This is a genomic window from Aliiroseovarius sp. Z3 (assembly GCF_029105185.1).
Taxonomy (GTDB): Bacteria; Pseudomonadota; Alphaproteobacteria; order Rhodobacterales; family Rhodobacteraceae; genus Aliiroseovarius.
This window is the reverse complement of the sequence record NZ_JAFMZK010000001.1, coordinates 235490-252042: the sequence shown is the minus strand read 5'-3', so window position 1 is coordinate 252042 and position 16553 is coordinate 235490. Positions and strand designations below refer to the sequence as shown.

At 56.5% G+C, this 16553-nt stretch carries 14 protein-coding genes and 1 tRNA gene; 10 read left to right on the top strand and 5 right to left on the bottom strand.

Annotation, left to right across the window (positions count from 1 at the left end):
* Window positions 1-151 precede the first annotated feature (151 nt).
* Complete coding sequence (gene betB, locus J3R80_RS01275; RefSeq protein WP_275391943.1) at window positions 152-1606, top strand: betaine-aldehyde dehydrogenase; 1455 nt, start codon at window positions 152-154, stop codon at window positions 1604-1606.
* A 13-nt stretch (window positions 1607-1619) separates the two neighbouring features.
* Here betB and J3R80_RS01270 read toward each other — a convergent pair whose 3' ends face one another.
* Both J3R80_RS01270 and J3R80_RS01265 read right to left on the bottom strand, forming a co-directional pair.
* Window positions 1620-3488 carry a hypothetical protein gene (locus tag J3R80_RS01270; protein ID WP_275391942.1) on the bottom strand — a complete coding sequence of 623 codons (1869 nt, stop codon included), beginning with the start codon at window positions 3486-3488 and terminating at the stop codon, window positions 1620-1622.
* Complete coding sequence (locus J3R80_RS01265; protein WP_275391941.1) at window positions 3485-3769, bottom strand: hypothetical protein; 285 nt, start codon at window positions 3767-3769, stop codon at window positions 3485-3487. The genes J3R80_RS01270 and J3R80_RS01265 overlap by 4 nt, the downstream gene beginning before the upstream one ends.
* A gap of 232 nt (window positions 3770-4001) precedes the next feature.
* On the opposite strand from J3R80_RS01265, the gene J3R80_RS01260 reads away from it, so the two are divergent.
* The 7 genes from J3R80_RS01260 to J3R80_RS01230 all read left to right on the top strand — a co-directional run bounded on the left by J3R80_RS01260 (window position 4002) and on the right by J3R80_RS01230 (window position 11505).
* Window positions 4002-5033 (top strand): LacI family DNA-binding transcriptional regulator, encoded by a 1032-nt coding sequence (locus J3R80_RS01260; RefSeq protein WP_275391940.1) that lies wholly within the window; start codon window positions 4002-4004, stop codon window positions 5031-5033.
* Between the two features lie 99 nt (window positions 5034-5132).
* Entirely contained in the window at window positions 5133-6434 is a 1302-nt protein-coding gene (locus J3R80_RS01255) for a sugar ABC transporter substrate-binding protein (RefSeq protein WP_275391939.1), read from the top strand.
* A 116-nt stretch (window positions 6435-6550) separates the two neighbouring features.
* The gene (locus J3R80_RS01250; protein ID WP_275391938.1) at window positions 6551-7417 is read left to right on the top strand and encodes a sugar ABC transporter permease; all 867 of its coding nucleotides are present in this window, start codon (window positions 6551-6553) and stop codon (window positions 7415-7417) included.
* A gap of 12 nt (window positions 7418-7429) precedes the next feature.
* Window positions 7430-8260, top strand: coding sequence for a carbohydrate ABC transporter permease (locus J3R80_RS01245; protein ID WP_275391937.1), 831 nt, complete (start codon window positions 7430-7432; stop codon window positions 8258-8260).
* 11 nt (window positions 8261-8271) lie between these two features.
* Window positions 8272-9276, top strand: a complete 1005-nt coding sequence (locus J3R80_RS01240; protein ID WP_275391936.1) for an ABC transporter ATP-binding protein — start codon at window positions 8272-8274, stop codon at window positions 9274-9276.
* Window positions 9273-10037 carry an L-iditol 2-dehydrogenase gene (locus tag J3R80_RS01235; protein WP_275391935.1) on the top strand — a complete coding sequence of 255 codons (765 nt, stop codon included), beginning with the start codon at window positions 9273-9275 and terminating at the stop codon, window positions 10035-10037. The genes J3R80_RS01240 and J3R80_RS01235 overlap by 4 nt, the downstream gene beginning before the upstream one ends.
* A 1-nt stretch (window position 10038) precedes the next feature.
* Window positions 10039-11505, top strand: a complete 1467-nt coding sequence (locus tag J3R80_RS01230) for a mannitol dehydrogenase family protein (protein WP_275391934.1) — start codon at window positions 10039-10041, stop codon at window positions 11503-11505.
* Between the two features lie 81 nt (window positions 11506-11586).
* Here the strand turns inward: J3R80_RS01230 and J3R80_RS01225 are convergent, their stop codons facing one another.
* The 3 genes from J3R80_RS01225 to J3R80_RS01215 all read right to left on the bottom strand — a co-directional run bounded on the left by J3R80_RS01225 (window position 11587) and on the right by J3R80_RS01215 (window position 14666).
* Window positions 11587-12210 carry a sulfotransferase family 2 domain-containing protein gene (locus J3R80_RS01225; protein WP_275391933.1) on the bottom strand — a complete coding sequence of 208 codons (624 nt, stop codon included), beginning with the start codon at window positions 12208-12210 and terminating at the stop codon, window positions 11587-11589.
* On the bottom strand, window positions 12210-14369 hold the full coding sequence (locus J3R80_RS01220; protein ID WP_275391932.1) for a bifunctional glycosyltransferase family 2 protein/CDP-glycerol:glycerophosphate glycerophosphotransferase: 2160 nt from the start codon (window positions 14367-14369) through the stop codon (window positions 12210-12212). The genes J3R80_RS01225 and J3R80_RS01220 overlap by 1 nt, the downstream gene beginning before the upstream one ends.
* Window positions 14370-14576: 207 nt before the next feature.
* Window positions 14577-14666, bottom strand: a tRNA-Ser gene (locus tag J3R80_RS01215).
* A 164-nt stretch (window positions 14667-14830) separates the two neighbouring features.
* On the opposite strand from J3R80_RS01215, the gene J3R80_RS01210 reads away from it, so the two are divergent.
* Together J3R80_RS01210 and J3R80_RS01205 are read left to right on the top strand one after the other, a co-directional pair.
* Window positions 14831-15661: a DUF2059 domain-containing protein gene (locus J3R80_RS01210; RefSeq protein WP_275391931.1), complete on the top strand. Its 831-nt coding sequence runs from the start codon at window positions 14831-14833 to the stop codon at window positions 15659-15661.
* Window positions 15661-16542 (top strand): hypothetical protein, encoded by an 882-nt coding sequence (locus J3R80_RS01205; protein ID WP_275391930.1) that lies wholly within the window; start codon window positions 15661-15663, stop codon window positions 16540-16542. Before J3R80_RS01210 ends, J3R80_RS01205 begins: the two co-directional genes overlap by 1 nt.
* Window positions 16543-16553 lie beyond the last annotated feature (11 nt).

Genomic DNA, 16553 nt, shown 5'->3' with positions numbered 1-16553 from the left:
GATCGCGCGGGGCGTCGAATGCGAACCCCGGCCCGTCGCCTTTTGGATGGTGCTTCGCGGTCTGTCCTGCAAAAATTGAACAAATCTACAAACCGACGCGAATCCCGTGGCAGATCCCACCGGCCATCGCACATCGCAGAGAGGCAACGATATGAGAGCGCAACCCAAAGCCAGCCACTTCATCGGCGGCGAGTATGTCGAAGATTCCGAAGGTGCTGCGATTGACGTGATCTTTCCTGCCACAGGCGAGGTGATCGCGCAGCTTCATTCCGCAACACCCGCACTTGTCGATCGGGCCTTGGCTGCGGCGAAAGCGGCGCAAGCCGACTGGGCGGCGATGACGGGCACTGAGCGGGGCCGTATTCTGCGCCGCGCCGCCGACATCATGCGCGAACGCAACCATGATTTGTCAGTGCTTGAGACACTCGACACCGGCAAACCTTATCAGGAAACCAGCGTCGCCGATGCGACCTCGGGCGCGGATGCTCTGGAATATTTCGGCGGGATCGCGGGCAGTTTGACCGGCGAACACATCCAGTTGGCCAACGGTGATTTTGTCTATACCCGCCGCGAAGCCCTGGGCGTCTGCGTCGGGATCGGGGCATGGAATTATCCCACCCAGATTGCGTGTTGGAAAGCTGCGCCCGCGCTGGCTTGTGGAAACACATGTGTTTTCAAGCCATCGGAAACCACGCCACTTTCGGCGCTGAAAGTCGCCGAAATCCTGATGGAAGCCGGCGCCCCGGCAGGTGTGTTCAACGTCGTTCAGGGCTATGGCGAGGTCGGCGCGACCCTTGTCACCGATCCGCGCGTGGCCAAGGTGTCGCTGACCGGGTCCGTGCCCACGGGCAAGAAGGTCTATGCCGCCGCTGCTGCCGAAATGAAACACGTCACCATGGAACTTGGCGGCAAATCCCCGTTGATCGTTTTTGACGACGCCGATGTGGACAACGCGGTGTCGGGCGCTATTCTGGGCAACTTCTATTCCTCGGGGCAGGTCTGTTCGAACGGCACGCGGGTCTTTGTGCAGAAAGGCATCAAAGAGGCGTTCTTGAAGCGTCTGGCCGAACGTCTGGACGGGGCCATCATTGGTGATCCGCTCAACCCGGAAACCAATTTCGGCCCGATGGTCAGCGAAGGGCAGTTGAACATCGTCACGAACTATATCGCCAAAGGCGAAGAGGAAGGCGCGCGGCTGGTCTATGGTGGCGAACGTATTCCGGGCGAGGGCTTCTATCTGAAACCGACGGTTTTTGCGGATGTCACAGACGACATGACCATTGCACGGGAAGAAATTTTCGGCCCGGTGATGGCGGTGTTGGATTTCGAAACCGAAGACGAGGTGATGACCCGCGCCAACGACACCGAATTCGGATTGGCCGCCGGGGTCTTTACCAACGACCTGACCCGCGCCCACCGCGTCGTGGCAGGGTTCGAGGCAGGCACCTGTTACATCAACACCTACAACGACGCGCCGGTCGAGGCCCCGTTTGGTGGCACCAAAGCCTCGGGCGTGGGGCGCGAGAACTCGAAAGCGGCAATCGAGCATTATTCCGAGCTGAAAACCGTCTATGTGCGGTTGAGCGATCTGGAAGCACCGTTCTGATCGGGTGGCCGCGTCAGTTGCGGCTGGCAAAGAGCGACGGATCGGACAGCGGCAGATAGTATCCTGTTGCCGAAATGAACACGGTCTTTCCTTGCCAGGCGTCATCGGGCAGGTCGAACCGCACCTCGGTGCGTTCACCGTAGCCCAGGATCAGGTTTTGGCCGTCCTCGTTGGTCAATTCCACTGGCCATACGGCGGAGTATGTTTCCTCGTCCCCGTCGTCATCTTGCAGGATCAAGGTGATCTGGTCGATATGGGCCAGTTCGTGTTCCTTCTCGCGAATTTCCAGCCGCCCGTCGAAATGGGAAAGCTTTAAACGATCTGTGCGTTTCTTGTCGGGCGAGGTTGCGCCAAGCAGGAAGTGGTTTTCCTCGATCCAGATGTCGCCATCTTCCTGATAAGTATAAAGATAAGGGCAACTGCCGATGCCGCCCCCGGCGAACAGGATGAAATTGTTGGGATCATGCTGGCGGAAGTCGTAGGAGGTGCCATCGACCTCGACCGCCTGAATGGCCCATGCGGGACCGTATTCGAACCGCTCGATAAGCTCTGGGATGCGTCCCTTGGGCATGCCCGTCGGGGGCAGGGCAAACAGCAGGTTTGTCCGTTCCGATGGATGCACGAAGGCAATCGACTTTGCCTCAGAGGCCGCGGCTTGATCCCGGATCATCTCGCTCGCCGCGTAATTGTCGCGATAGCCCGACATAATCCAGTCAAAAAATTCGGGAAGAAGCGGCATTTCGATGCGAATGGGAATGACCAGTTTTTCCCTCGGCGCCAGCATGCCCGGTGGCCAAAGCCGCTTTTCAACAGGACGTGCCGCCGCCAGAAGGGCCTGCGTATCTTCGTGGCGCCGCAATGTCATCTCGTTGGTTTCGGCAATGCTGAATGCGCCCACATCCATCGGCGTGTCGCCGACATTTTCCAGCACGGCAACCAGCAGATCGGCGCTGCGCGTATTGGCGGTGAACGCCCAACCATAATGTACGCCCGGCACTCCCATCACGATGGCATAGTTCTGGGGCAAACCGTTCCGCGCAAGGTAGCGCAGTGCATCAAGCGGGCGGTGATCAATGCGGCGACCTTCGAAATATCCCGCCCCCGTATTGGCAAACAAGCCGCGTTCGGACCGCTGACGAAGTTCGCTGGCGCTGCGCGCATCATCGGATAAATCGAGCGCACGTCCCAGATAGGCATCATAGCGGGCTTCGTAATCTTCCAGATCCGCCATCGTCAGGGATCGCCACAATGTGGGGGCGGTCATTTTCGATCCGGGCTCGACCCAGTCGGACGGCCCCGATGACGTGCCCCAATAGGCATAATAACCCGCGGGGATCGTGTGTTTCTGAAACAGGGATTGGGCGGCCTTAAGGTCGGGAACGAACAGCTCGCCGGGGCCAAAGACGCGCCAGCCGTCATTTGCCTTCAGATCCGGCATTGCGCCCGCGTCGGTTTCAAATACCTTGATATCTGCGTTGACCTCCTGCGCATAGTCGGCAAGGCCCGTGCTGAAATCGCCGCCCTCAAAACCGACATTGCCAGACAAATAGCTGCCGCCGATCTGTTGCCCGAACTTGTCTGTCAGGTTGCGGATTTCGTGGTGAATGGCGTTGTCGACGATGGCCTGCTGCCCACCCAGATACTTCTCCCACTCAGGTGACAGTTTGCCGTTGATCAGAAAGCTCTGCCCGATGCCGCCAAGCCGGTAATAGACCACACGAAACCGGGGTTTCTTTTCCCGATCCCGGTAGCAGACAACGGTTACATCGCCGCCGACATCCTGAATGATCGGACTACAATTGCCATAGGTTGTCACGTCCTGCCCATTGGCGGCGAAGGGCAGGGCGGCCAGCGCCGCGATCCGTGCCGCCCGCCCAATCATTGGCTTCCCGTAATGGTAACGTCGCCACCTGTATCCTGAATGACCGGGCTGTTGTCCCCGCTTGTGGACACATCCCCACCCGTATCTGTTCCGTTCTCCTGTGACGGTGGCGAAGACGTATCCGTGGCGAACAGTCCTGCCTTGTCGGCCGCTGCAAGCAGTGTTGCCACGGCCGTCACGACGGCGGCGATGCCGGTCAGAATGCCGGGTACTGTCTTCCAGAACGACTTTTCTTCGGGCTTCTTCGCGCTGTCTTCTTCTTTTGCTTGCTGGTCTTTCATCGGTGTTGGATACAGTCGATCCGTTGCCTCAAAATACGATAAAGTCCGGGTTCAAACAACCAAGAGTTTATGAGAGCTACCCTGCGCACCGAGGCGGAAATAAAACTTGACCAAGTATTTTCGCAAAGCTCTATTGTAAATATATTATATTGCGCGCGTAAAGAAATCGAAGGCACACGGTGATTTCGATAACACTGTGCGTATAGGTGCAGATGGTCGGCAGGAGAGTGTCATGAGCGGGCGCAAGATCAGGAACATGGAAGAATTCGCCGAGATCAGCGGCGTCTCGCGACCCACCGTATCCAAGTACTTCCACGATCCGAACAGCGTCCGCGCCAGCACTCGGCAACGGATCGAAGCGGCGTTGGAGCAGCATGACTATCGTCCGAACGTCTTTGCGATGAACCAGAACCGCAAACTGACCAAGAATGTCGGGATCGTGGTGCCCTATCTGGCCGATCCCTTCTTCGCCGAGATTGCGCGAAACATCGAAGAGCGGTGCATTGATGCGGGATACAGCCCGACCTTGTTCAGTTCACACGGTGACCCTGATTTAGAGGTCGAGATTTTGGACAGTCTTCGGGCGTTGAAGCCCGCTGGCGTGTTGCTGGCCCCCTTGGGGCGCGTGTCGGACCGTCGGGCCGTCGAGGCATTCTGTTCCGACGTTCCGACCGTGCTGTTTGACAGCTTTATCGAAGGCGCGGGGCTGGCATTCGTCGGGTCTGACAACCCGCAGTTTTCGCATTTGATTGTGGAATATCTGGGCAGGACAGGCGAGCCGCCCTGCTTTTTCGAGATGAAGAATCCCGCCAACCCAAATGCGAACAAACGGCGTGTGGGATATATTGATGCGATGAAAAAAATGGGGCAGGAGCCTGTTATCATCAGCGTTGATGGTGAAGGCTGGGCCTTCGAGGAGATCGGCCGTGACGGCGGGATCGAGGCCATTAAATCTGGCCGGTTTTCCACCAACACCATTCTGTGCAGCAACGACCGATTGGCGATCGGGTTCTTATCAGCGTGTTACCAGATGGGGATCAAGGTTGGTCGGGACAGCAGCTGCGATTTGCGCGTTGCGGGGCAGGACGATCATCCGTTTTCAAGGTTCACCTGCCCCCCGTTGACGACCATCGCACAGGACTATGAATCGGTGTCACGGCGCGCTGTTCAGATCCTGTTTGATGCGGTGGAATCCGGGACGCAAAGTGGCTCGGGTGAGACGGTGCTGTTTGAGGGCAAGCTGATTATGCGAGATTCAGCATGAGAAAAGTAAATTCTTTGCGCGCGTAAAAATTTAATTGACGCCGAGGCAGCGCTGTGACTATGGTTGGAGATCATAACATCCAATTATGGGAGGATAAGGATGTCTCTGAAGACCGCACTCTGTGCAGCGACCGCTTTGACGGTCATGGGCACAACTGCCGCCATTGCCGAGACCATCACAATCGCGACTGTGAACAACGGCGACATGATCCGCATGCAGGGTCTGACCGATGATTTTACCGCCAAGACTGGTCACGAGGTCGAATGGGTGACGCTGGAAGAAAATGTCCTGCGTCAACGTGTTACCACCGATATCTCGGCCAAGGGTGGCTCGTTCGACATCATGACGATCGGTATGTATGAAACGCCGATTTGGGCCAAGAACGGCTGGCTGGTATCGCTGGACGATCTTCCCGCAGAATACGACGTCGATGATATTCTGCCTGCTATGCGTGGCGGCCTGTCTTATGAAGGCACGCTGTATGCAGCGCCCTTCTATGGCGAAAGCTCGATGATCATGTATCGCACTGACCTGATGGAAGCCGCCGGCATGGAAATGCCCGACGCGCCGACATGGGATTTCGTCGCCGATGCTGCGCGTGCCATGACCGACAAGGACAATGAGGTCTATGGCATCTGCTTGCGCGGCAAGGCCGGCTGGGGTGAAAACATGGCCTTCCTGACAGCCACTTCGAACGCGTTCGGTGCTCGTTGGTTTGACGAAGACTGGAAGCCACAGTTCGACAGCGACGCATGGGCCACGACACTGAACTTCTACATCGACTTGATGAACGAAGCAGGCCCTCCCGGAGCGTCGAACAACGGGTTCAATGAAAACCTGTCGCTGTTCCAGCAGGGTAAATGCGGCATGTGGATCGACGCCACCGTGGCGGCCTCCTTCGTGACCAACCCGAACGAATCGACGGTTGCGGACAAGGTCGGTTTCGCACTGGCCCCCGACACCGGGCTGGGCAAGCGCAGCAACTGGCTGTGGGCCTGGGCCCTGGCCATTCCGGCAGGCACCCAGAAAGAGGCCGCCGCCAAGGAATTCATCCAGTGGGCAACGTCGAAGGAATACATCGAGCTGGTTGCGGAAAACGAAGGCTGGGCCAACGTGCCTCCGGGCGCGCGGACCTCGCTTTACGAGAACGAGAACTACAAAGAGGTTCCGTTCGCGCAAATGACGCTGGACAGCATCCTGTCGGCTGATCCGAACAACCCGACCGTTGATCCGGTTCCTTATGTCGGCGTGCAGTTTGCAGCGATCCCGGAATTTGCGGGTATTGCCAACCAGGTCGGGCAGGAATTCTCGTCCGCGCTGGCCGGTCAGCAGACCGCCGAAGAGGCGCTTGCCAAAGCGCAGGCACTGACTGCGGATGAGATGGAAGCCGCAGGCTACTAAAGACGTGCAATACTGACCGGAAGGCGGTGATCCGCCGCCTTCCGGTCGATAATAAGTTCCAGCAGTACTATCACTTGTTTCGGCGGCGTCGTGTCCGTCAGCAATGGAGATGTGTCATGGCGACCCAACATTCCCGATCCGCAGCACGTATCATGCTTGCCCCGGCAGTTATCCTGCTTCTTGGCTGGATGCTCGTGCCGCTGATCATGACCCTTTTCTTCTCGTTCAAGAAATACCTGCCACTGCGCGGCGGAGATCTTGGATGGGTCGGTTTCGAAAACTATGTCCGCTTCGTCACCTCCAGTTCATTCTGGCCATCGGTGCTGACCACCCTGGTTATCGTGGGCGGGGTCTTGGTCATCACGGTCGTTCTGGGTGTCTTGTTGGCGATCCTGTTGAATCAACCTATGTGGGGGCAGGGGGTGGTTCGCATTCTTGTCATCGCGCCGTTCTTCGTGATGCCGACCGTGTCCGCGCTGGTCTGGAAGAACATGTTCATGGACCCGGTGAACGGTTTGTTTGCCCACCTTTGGAAGTTCTTCGGAGCAACGCCGGTCGAGTGGCTGACACAGGTGCCGATGTCCTCGATCATCGTGATCGTGTCCTGGCAGTGGCTGCCTTTCGCCACGCTTATCCTGCTGACCGCGATCCAATCGCTGGACGGCGAACAGCTTGAAGCCTCGGAAATGGACGGCGCCCCGCCTCTGGCCCGCTTTGCCTTTATTGTTCTGCCCCACCTTGGGCGTGCGATCACCGTTGTGGTGCTGATCCAGACGATCTTTCTTCTGTCGATTTTCGCCGAGATTTTCGTAACCACCCAAGGTGCGTTCGGCACCAAAACACTCACCTATCTGATTTACCAGCGTGTGCTGGAAAGCCAGAATGTCGGGCTTGGGTCCGCTGGTGGTGTCTATGCAATCATTCTTGCCAACATCGTTGCCATCTTCCTGATGCGCATGGTCGGCAAAAATCTGGACGCGTGAGGTATATCTAAAATGGCACGCTCAGTTACCCAACGACGCAAAATCATAAACACCGCAGCGGCATGGGCTATAGGTCTTCTGATCTTCTTCCCGATCCTCTGGACAATCCTGACCAGCTTCAAAACCGAAGCGCAGGCCATCGCTGATCCACCCATCTTCCTTGGGTTCGACTGGACGCTTGAAAATTATGGCGTGGTGATGGAACGCTCGAATTACATGCGGTTTCTATGGAATTCGGTAATCATCGCGGGTGGTTCGACGCTTCTGGGAACGATCATTGCCGTTCCTGCGGCCTGGTCCATGGCTTTTGTGCCGTCAAAGCGCACCAAAGACATCCTGCTGTGGATGCTGTCGACCAAAATGCTGCCAGCGGTTGGCGTGTTGTATCCCATCTATCTGATCTTCATCAAAATGGGCTTGCTGGACACGAAAATCGCGTTGGTTGTCGTGCTGATGCTGATCAACCTGCCGATCATCGTCTGGATGCTTTACACGTATTTCAAGGAAATCCCCGGTGAAATTCTGGAAGCTGCCCGGATGGATGGCGCGAGTTTGCGCGAAGAAGTTCTTTACGTGCTGACACCCATGGCCATTCCCGGCATCGCGTCCACGATCCTTCTGAACGTCATTCTTGCCTGGAACGAGGCGTTCTGGACCCTGAACCTTACCGCCGCAAAAGCCGCCCGGCTGACCGCGTTCATCGCGAGTTACTCCAGCCCGGAAGGGTTGTTCTATGCCAAACTCAGCGCGGCATCGACAATGGCGATTGCGCCCATCCTCATCCTTGGCTGGTTCAGCCAAAAGCAACTTGTCAGCGGCCTGACCTTCGGCGCTGTGAAATAAGGAACTGACCAATGGGACAAATTCAACTGAACCAAGTGACCAAAAGCTTCGGCAACGTTCAGGTTATTCCGCCACTGGATCTGACCATCGAAGACGGCGAGTTCACAGTTTTCGTCGGCCCGTCGGGTTGCGGTAAATCCACCCTGCTGCGGATGATCGCAGGGCTGGAGGATCTGACGTCGGGCCAGATCTCGATTGATGGCGAGGATGCGACCGATACGCCGCCTGCCAAACGGGGTTTGGCGATGGTATTCCAATCCTATGCGCTTTACCCGCATATGTCGGTGCGCAAGAATATCGCGTTCCCGATGCGAATGGCAAAGATGGACAAGGCCGAGCAGGATCGCCGGATCGAAGCCGCTGCCAGCGCACTGAACCTGACCGATTACCTTGACCGCCGCCCCGGCCAGCTGTCGGGGGGGCAACGCCAGCGTGTGGCCATTGGCCGTGCGATTGTGCGCGAACCGTCTGCCTTCTTGTTTGATGAACCCCTGTCAAATCTCGATGCCGCCTTACGCGTTGGGATGCGGTTGGAAATCAGCGAAATGCACGAGCGGCTGAAAACCACAATGATCTATGTGACGCATGACCAAGTCGAAGCGATGACGATGGCTGACAAGATCGTGGTGCTTCAGGCGGGTGTGATTGAACAAGTCGGTAGCCCACTTGATCTGTACAACGCACCCTGCAACAAGTTCGTTGCTGGGTTTATCGGGTCGCCAAAGATGAACTTCATCGAAGGCGCCGAAGCTGCCGCGCATGGTGCCCACTGTATCGGTTGCCGCCCAGAGCACATTACGGTCTCGACGACCGAAGGGCTGTGGCAAGGCACTGTCGGCGTCGCTGAACATCTTGGATCAGATACCTATATTCATATTCATGGTGTTCCGGGTTGTGATCCGATGACGGTTCGGGCGAGTGGAGAATTTACCGTAAAGCATGGCGACCGGGTCTATCTCACGCCGGACATGAACCACCTTCACAAGTTCGATGAAGCAGGATTGCGTGTCGCATGAAACGACTCGACGGAAAGGTCGCGCTTGTCACGGGCGGGGCGCGCGGCATCGGGCGCGCCGTTTGTGAAGCCTTCGCGGCACAGGGCGCAAAGGTGGCCGTTGCCGACCTGCTGGAAGACGATGCAAGATCGACCGCCAGCGCGATTGGCGGGCTGGCCGTGCCGATGAATGTGACCGATCCGACGTCGATCGCGGCGGGTGTCGCTGCGGTCGAAAAGGTGTGGGGTGGGATCGATATACTGGTCAACAACGCCGCGATCTTCAACATGGCGTCCATCGACAAAGTAACGGTCGAGGATTATCGCCGCCAATATGACGTGAATGTTGGCGGCACCATCTTTGCCATTCAAGCCGTTGTTCCGTCGATGAAAAAGCGCGCAGGCGGGGCAATCATCAACTTCTCGTCGCAAGCCGGGCGGCGAGGTGAGCCGAACATCGTGCTCTATTGCTCGACCAAGGCGGCGGTGATTTCGATCACCCAAAGCCTGGCCCTTGAACTGGCGGACGACAACATCCGCGTGAACGCGATCGCGCCCGGCGTTATCGACACGCCGATGTGGGAGGCCGTCGACGCGCTATTTGCCGAATACGAAAACAAGCCCATCGGACAGAAGAAGCGCGAAGTAGGCGACGCGGTGCCGCTGGGGCGGATGGGCGACCCGCGTGACGTGGCCGATCCATGCGTCTTTCTGGCCTCGGATGACGCCCGATACATCACCGCGCAGACGTTGAACGTCGATGGCGGCAACTGGATGAGTTGACGTGAGACTGTGTAACACCAACTTGGCGCAACTGCCTGTCGATATTGGACGACCGACCTATGACCGGTCCTCGGTCACGCCCGGCATTGTACATATCGGTCTTGGCAATTTTCATCGCGCCCATCAGGCATGGTATCTGCATCGCTTGATGCAGCAGGGCGAGGCACTGGATTGGGGCATCCTTGGCGCGGGTGTCCGTGATGCGGATGAACGCCAACGAGAGCGGTTGGCGGCGCAGGATTATTTGTACACCCTGATCGAGCTTGACCCAGCAGTTCAGTCGGCCGAGGTGGTCGGATCAATGATCGGGTTCATCCCGGTCGAACATGACAACGCCGCGCTGATCGCCCGCATAGCAGATCCAGAGATCCGCATTGTCTCGCTGACCGTTACCGAAGGCGGATATTACATCGACCCGGTGACAAAGCGGTTCGATCACGGCCATCCAGATATTCAACATGACGCAGCGAACCCGGAAACGCCGCGTACCGCCTTCGGGGCGATGGTTGCCGCGTTGAAACGCCGACGGGCACAGGGTGTCGGGCCGTTCACGGGCCAAAGCTGTGATAATTTGCAGGGAAATGGCGACATCTTGCGCCAAGCGGTCGTATCGCTGGCGCGGCTAAGTGACAGCACACTGGCCGACTGGATCGACGACAATTGCAGTTTTCCAAACTCGATGGTTGATTGCATCGTCCCTGCCACCGGGCCGAAAGAACTGGAACTGGTCAAGGGCTTTGGCATTGACGATGCTGCGCCCGTCACACACGAGGTTTTCCGCCAATGGATCATCCAGGATGATTTCTGTGCTGGCCGCCCGGATTGGGACAGGGCCGGAGCCATCTTCACCGATGACGTGCACAGTTACGAGATGATGAAGATTCGCATTCTCAACGGGGGACATCAGCTGATTTCGAACCCCGGCGAGGTTTTGTCAGTCGGGTTGATATCAGAATGTATGGAACATCCGCTGATCGGGCCTTTTTTTCGCAAGGTGGCGGGGACCGAGATTGCACCTTGCGTGGACGCCGTCCCAGGCATGACACCCGATGAGTATGTCAAATTGATTGATCGCCGGTTTTCCAATCCCGAGATCGTCGATACGGTCCGCCGCGTCGCCTTTGATGGATCCTCACGCCAAACCGGGTTCATCCTGCCGACATTGCGCGACGCCCTTGCAAAGGATGGGCCTATGGAGGGGCTTGCGCTGTCTCAGGCGTTGTGGGCCAGAATGTGTGCGGGCACCCGAGAGGATGGAACCGAGATCGCACCCAATGATCCGATTTGGGGCGACCTTGTAGCGGCTGCAAACGCCGCCAGGAATGATCCTCTGTCATGGCTGCAACAACGCAACCTCTATGGCGATCTTGCAGACAACACGCGTCTTGGCGAAAGTTTCATCCGCTGGTTCAGACTGATTTGGTCGAATGGCACCGAAGCAGCCCTTGCGGCTTACCTGAAGAGCTGACCCGAGAAACTGTCGGGTCGGACCTCATTTTCCAATGGGATGGCGGGCGATCCCGTATCGCTTCGATGCGCAATCGCGCCGTCACCAGAGGCGAAGTTCGCTGAATTCTTCGTTGGGGTCGTAACCAAAACGATCAAAGTCCGCTTTGTAAAACTTCGTGATGCGTGCACGGGTTCGTCTGGACCAAACCACAGGTTCTTTGGACTGGCTCTTGTTAACATGCGACGACGGGGCAGGCATCGTCAGGCCCAAATGATGGGACGCAGCCGCGAGAGGATGTTCAAGCCCGTCTTCCAGCTTGAACACCTCGACACCGGGGCGAATGAAATCGACCTGAGGTCGAAAATGGTTGTCCATGATGTAAGGGTTCTGCCGATAGTCTTTCATCGCCCTGTTCAGCCAGTCGTCAAAGGTTCGTTTCGCGAAGCCGCGTTTGCGCCGGTAGTAGTATTCGCTGACCAATCTGGTGAAGGGATGCCGCACAACTGCAAAGCTGTAGTCGTAGAATGCGGGGGGAATAACCTTCTCATAGATATCGGCGTTCAAGTGCTGAAACGTTGTTTTGCAAAACCCTTCAAAGCGCGAGCCATAGAGCAACGCAACCGACGCACCTGCATCTTTCAGGGCTTTCTCGATCGAGGTACCTCCAGTCTTCGGAACGTGGACAAAAAAGACCAGATTTCCATCGTGGCGAATGAGTGGCATCAGAAACCCTGTTTCGTAGTGTCGAAGACCAGATCGTAAACGCGATCCGCCGCATTGCCATCTTCCCACGGACAAAACTTGTCGTGGAAGGCGTTCAGGCGATCCAGAGCATCTTCGGATTCATATGATTTGTTGTTTAGCGCAATGGTCAGTTGTTGCAGGTCATCACAGAAGATACCGGGGTTCTCTGTTTTGATGTCGAAATACATGCCGCGGGTCTGTTCATAAAGCGCCATGTCGTAGCCCAAAACTATGATCGGCCGTTTCTGAACCGCGTAGTCGAACATGATCGAAGAGTAATCGGTTATCAACAGGTCAGTAACCAGCAACACGTCGGTGGTGCTGGCATGCGAACTTAGGTCAACGACCCGTGGATCATTCGACCAGCCACTGTCTGCGCCGAGAAAATAGTGATCTCGGATGGCAAGAACGCTATCCGCTCCAAGCCCTTTCATGATCGCGCTGACGATCTGTTCCTTTTGCGGTTGCCCCGCAGCATCAACGCGCGAATATTCTGGCCTGAAAGTCGGAGCATAAAGCACGATCTTCTTGTCTTTCGGCAAGCCTAACTTCTCGCGTAACGCAGCACGTTCATCAGAGGAACTTTTTATCAGCCGATCATTGCGTGGATATCCAGTTTCGATGACCTTGTAGTTGTAAGGAAAGCCTCGGCGCCAGATCCGGGACGAGTAGGGGTTAGACGAAATAACATAGTCCCAACGCAAACACCGTTTTGCAAACAGGGCAGGATCAGCAAATGCATCCGGATCCTTCTTCAAGATATCCAAACCCATATACTTCAGGGGCGTACCGTGCTTGGTCTGCACATGTGTCGATCCCGCTCGTTTCTTCAGAAAGTCAGGAAAATTGGCGTTGTTGATCAAATATCCCGCGCGCGCGAGATAATAGAAATACAGCAAGCTGTTTTGTCTCACATGGGTTGCACCGCCGTTCGTGCCCCGATGGTCCTTGTTGCCCTGCACGACCCAGACGTGCTTGTATTTCCCCGGTGCCCGGTCCAACAGGGTCAGGTAGATGGCGTAGGGATTGCAGGCGATCTTTTTCCCCCAATACGATTCATAAACGACCAGGTTGTGATCAAGAGGCAGTCGCGACAACAGCAGCTTGTAGATAATCAGATTGATTTTCTCGATGGCCATGCGCGCGATCCGCGGGACGACCCGGGCACCGAGTCGCAGTCGTGAAAGGGGTTCGGCCCGAAGAATTTGACGCAGATAATACCCGCCGCGATATCCGAGCAGCATATCCGATCGCCCCATCTGGGAACGATTGAACCGTTCTGCAGGTTTGCAATATTGGCGGATCTGTTCTGCAAATCTTGCCTTGCTGCTTTTGGGCAACCGGTTTGAATCCAACACATGAACCAAGCTGCGAAATATTCGAAGCCGCAAGGTCTCGCCAAATTCATCCATCAGTGCAGGGTCACCCGATACCGCTTCCCAGAGCTCGCTCCATCGGGTGAAAAGCTCGAAATGTGTATCATTCTGGCTGCGCAGGATTGAGCCTTCGCGTTGGCGATACATGACGATTACTTCGGGCGAGGTGGCGATTGTATCTGCATGGATCAATGCAAGATAATTCCACGCTATGTCCTCGTATTTGCCGACCGGAAACGTCAGCCCGGTCCGATCCAGAAACTTTCGTTTATAAACCTTGTTCCAGGCAACGTTCAGATTGTCGAACAATGCCTTCTTCGCATCGGCCGTGCTGTGAACAGCTGCCGACAACAAGTCTGTCATCACATTGGGAACGATCTGCCCATCGGGATGAAACCGGCTGTGGTTAAGGATCGCCAAGTCGGGGTCCGTGGCAATCGCCTGTTGCATCAACGTATGAGCATCGGGGGTAAAGTAATCGTCACCGTCCAGGTAGGCGATGTAATCTCCTGTTGCGTTTGCGGTGCCGAGGTTCCGCACCGATCCAAGGCCGCAATTTTCGTCGCAGTGGATCACTTTGACATTCGGCTGACCCGCTGAAACCTCGTCAATCAGTCGCGGTGTGTCATCCGATGAGCAATCGTTTACAACAATGATCTCGTGAAAAGGCGGAGTCTGATCAACAGCCGACTGGATGGCTTCTTGAATGAAGTTTTCGACGTTATAGGCTGCAATGATGACAGAAATACGCTTCGAAGACATGTAAACACCGCTTTGGCACAACTCGGATTGGTTGGCTTAGTTTCACAACAGATCATACAGGTAAAGCCCGTATCCGCCTTTTTGATTGCCTCGGCGAAGAACCTTCTGACCTATCTCGGCGTCATATCGAGACTTACAAAAGGTGATGGAGGGATGGTGGAGAGCTTGTGGCAGACAGCCGTCTTACCCAATGACAACACCTGAAAGTGGCGGAGAGACAGGGATTCGAACCCTGGGTGGGCTTGCACCCACAACGGTTTTCGAGACCGCCCCGTTCGACCACTCCGGCACCTCTCCGCGGGGGTCTTGCGGGGGGCATAATTGCCTCGCGCGGCATGTGCAAGCCATTTTTTGAACAATTCGTTGCCGACCTGCGGTTTCGTGATCGGGCAGCGCTTGGCACTCGAACTGAGCGGGGCTAGGCTGCGGTAAACAATCCAGTCGAAAAGGCACATGTTCCGATGAAACTCAACAGATTGGCACCGTTATTTGCCATCGTGTTCTTTATGCTGGGGGCGGCGTCTGCGGCGAATGCGGCGGAAGAACAGGACATTCGCGACTTCCTCAAGGTCACGGGGTTTGATGTGGCGATCGCCTCGATCCAGCAGGGCGCGATGGCGGGGCCGGCGTTGACCGGCGAGGATCCGGATGTATTCGGCCGTCAATGGGTCAGGCTGGCGGAAGAGGTCTTTGACCCGGATGAGATGATCACCGAAGCGGTTGAGATGCTGAGCGCGGTGATGCCCGACGAGCTTCTAGATCACGGCGCGGCCTTCTATAGCAGCCCGTTGGGCCAGCGCCTGGTCGAGGTGGAGAATGAAAGCCATATGGCTGATGACACCGAGAAATACGAGGAAGGCGAACGATTGACGGGTGAGTTGCTGGAGCAAAACAGCATTCGCATTGATTTGTTTCGCGAGATGGGCGTGGCGATTGGATCAACGGAAACAGCGGTTAAGTCGATCGTGGAAATCCAGGTTCGGTATCTAATGGCGGCCGTTGCGGCAGGGGTCAGCGACTTTGATGTCTCGGAAGAGGATTTGCGCCTGATGTTGATGGAGCAAGCCGGTGAAATGCGCAAGAATATCGAGGTGAACAGCGTTGTCGCCAATGCTTATGCGTATCGTGCGCTGTCCGATGAAGAGCTGATCGACTATCTGGCGGCACTCCAGAATCCGAAGATGGGTCAGGTCTATGAAATTTTGAACGCGGTTCAGTATCAGATCATGGCCGAGCGATATGAAACATTGGCCAGCCGGTTGGTCGATCTGCGCCCCGAGCAGGAATTGTGATGCGCGCCGGGCTGCGACAGACACTTGGCGTCGCAGTGGTGCTGTTCGTGCTGGCGGTGTTTGGCGCAACAACCGTTGGTTGGGCGGGGTCGTCTGACACAAGGTCGGTGACGCAAAGCGAGTCAAACGATTACGACAGGCTGTGGTCGCTTCTTCGGTTAAATGACCTGCTTGAGATCATGCACGAGGAAGGTGCCAATATGGCGCTGGAGGCTGATGTCGATCTGCTGGGCCATCCCGGTGGCGAGCCATGGCGCAAACGGGTGCACGCAATATATGATTTCGGCCGGCTGAAGAGCGACGCGGAAGTGGCGATGGAAGCCGCGCTGGATGCAGGTCATCTTGATGCGCTTTGTGATTTCTATGAATCAGACGACATCCAAAGCGTTGTCGATCTGGAAATCACTGCGCGCCGCGCCTTTCTGGATGCCGATGTCGAAGAGCGTGCTCGTAGCGCATGGTCAAGCGGTCGCGCGCTGACCCCGCATGAAGACGCCATTTTGCGGTTTGTTGAAGTCAACGATCTTGTGGAGCGCAATGTGATGGGCGCGCTGAATTCCAACTATGCGTTTCTGCGTGCCATGACCGATGCCCATCCGGTGCCCGCCGAAAAGCTGACCGAACAGGAAATCCTGTTCGAGGTCTGGTCGCAGGAGGTCGAGATCCGGCGCGATACATCGGAGTGGCTGTATGCCTTCCTGTCGACCGCTTACGGTCCGGTTTCGCAGCAGGTGCTGGATGACTATGTGGCGTTTTCCGAAACCGAGGCCGGGCATGCCCTGAACCACGCGATGTTCGAGGCACTGGATCAAATATACATCAGATTGTCCGCCGACCTTGGTCGCGCGGTGGGCGAGTTCGGGGCGCAGCAGGACTTGTAACTCCTGCGTCG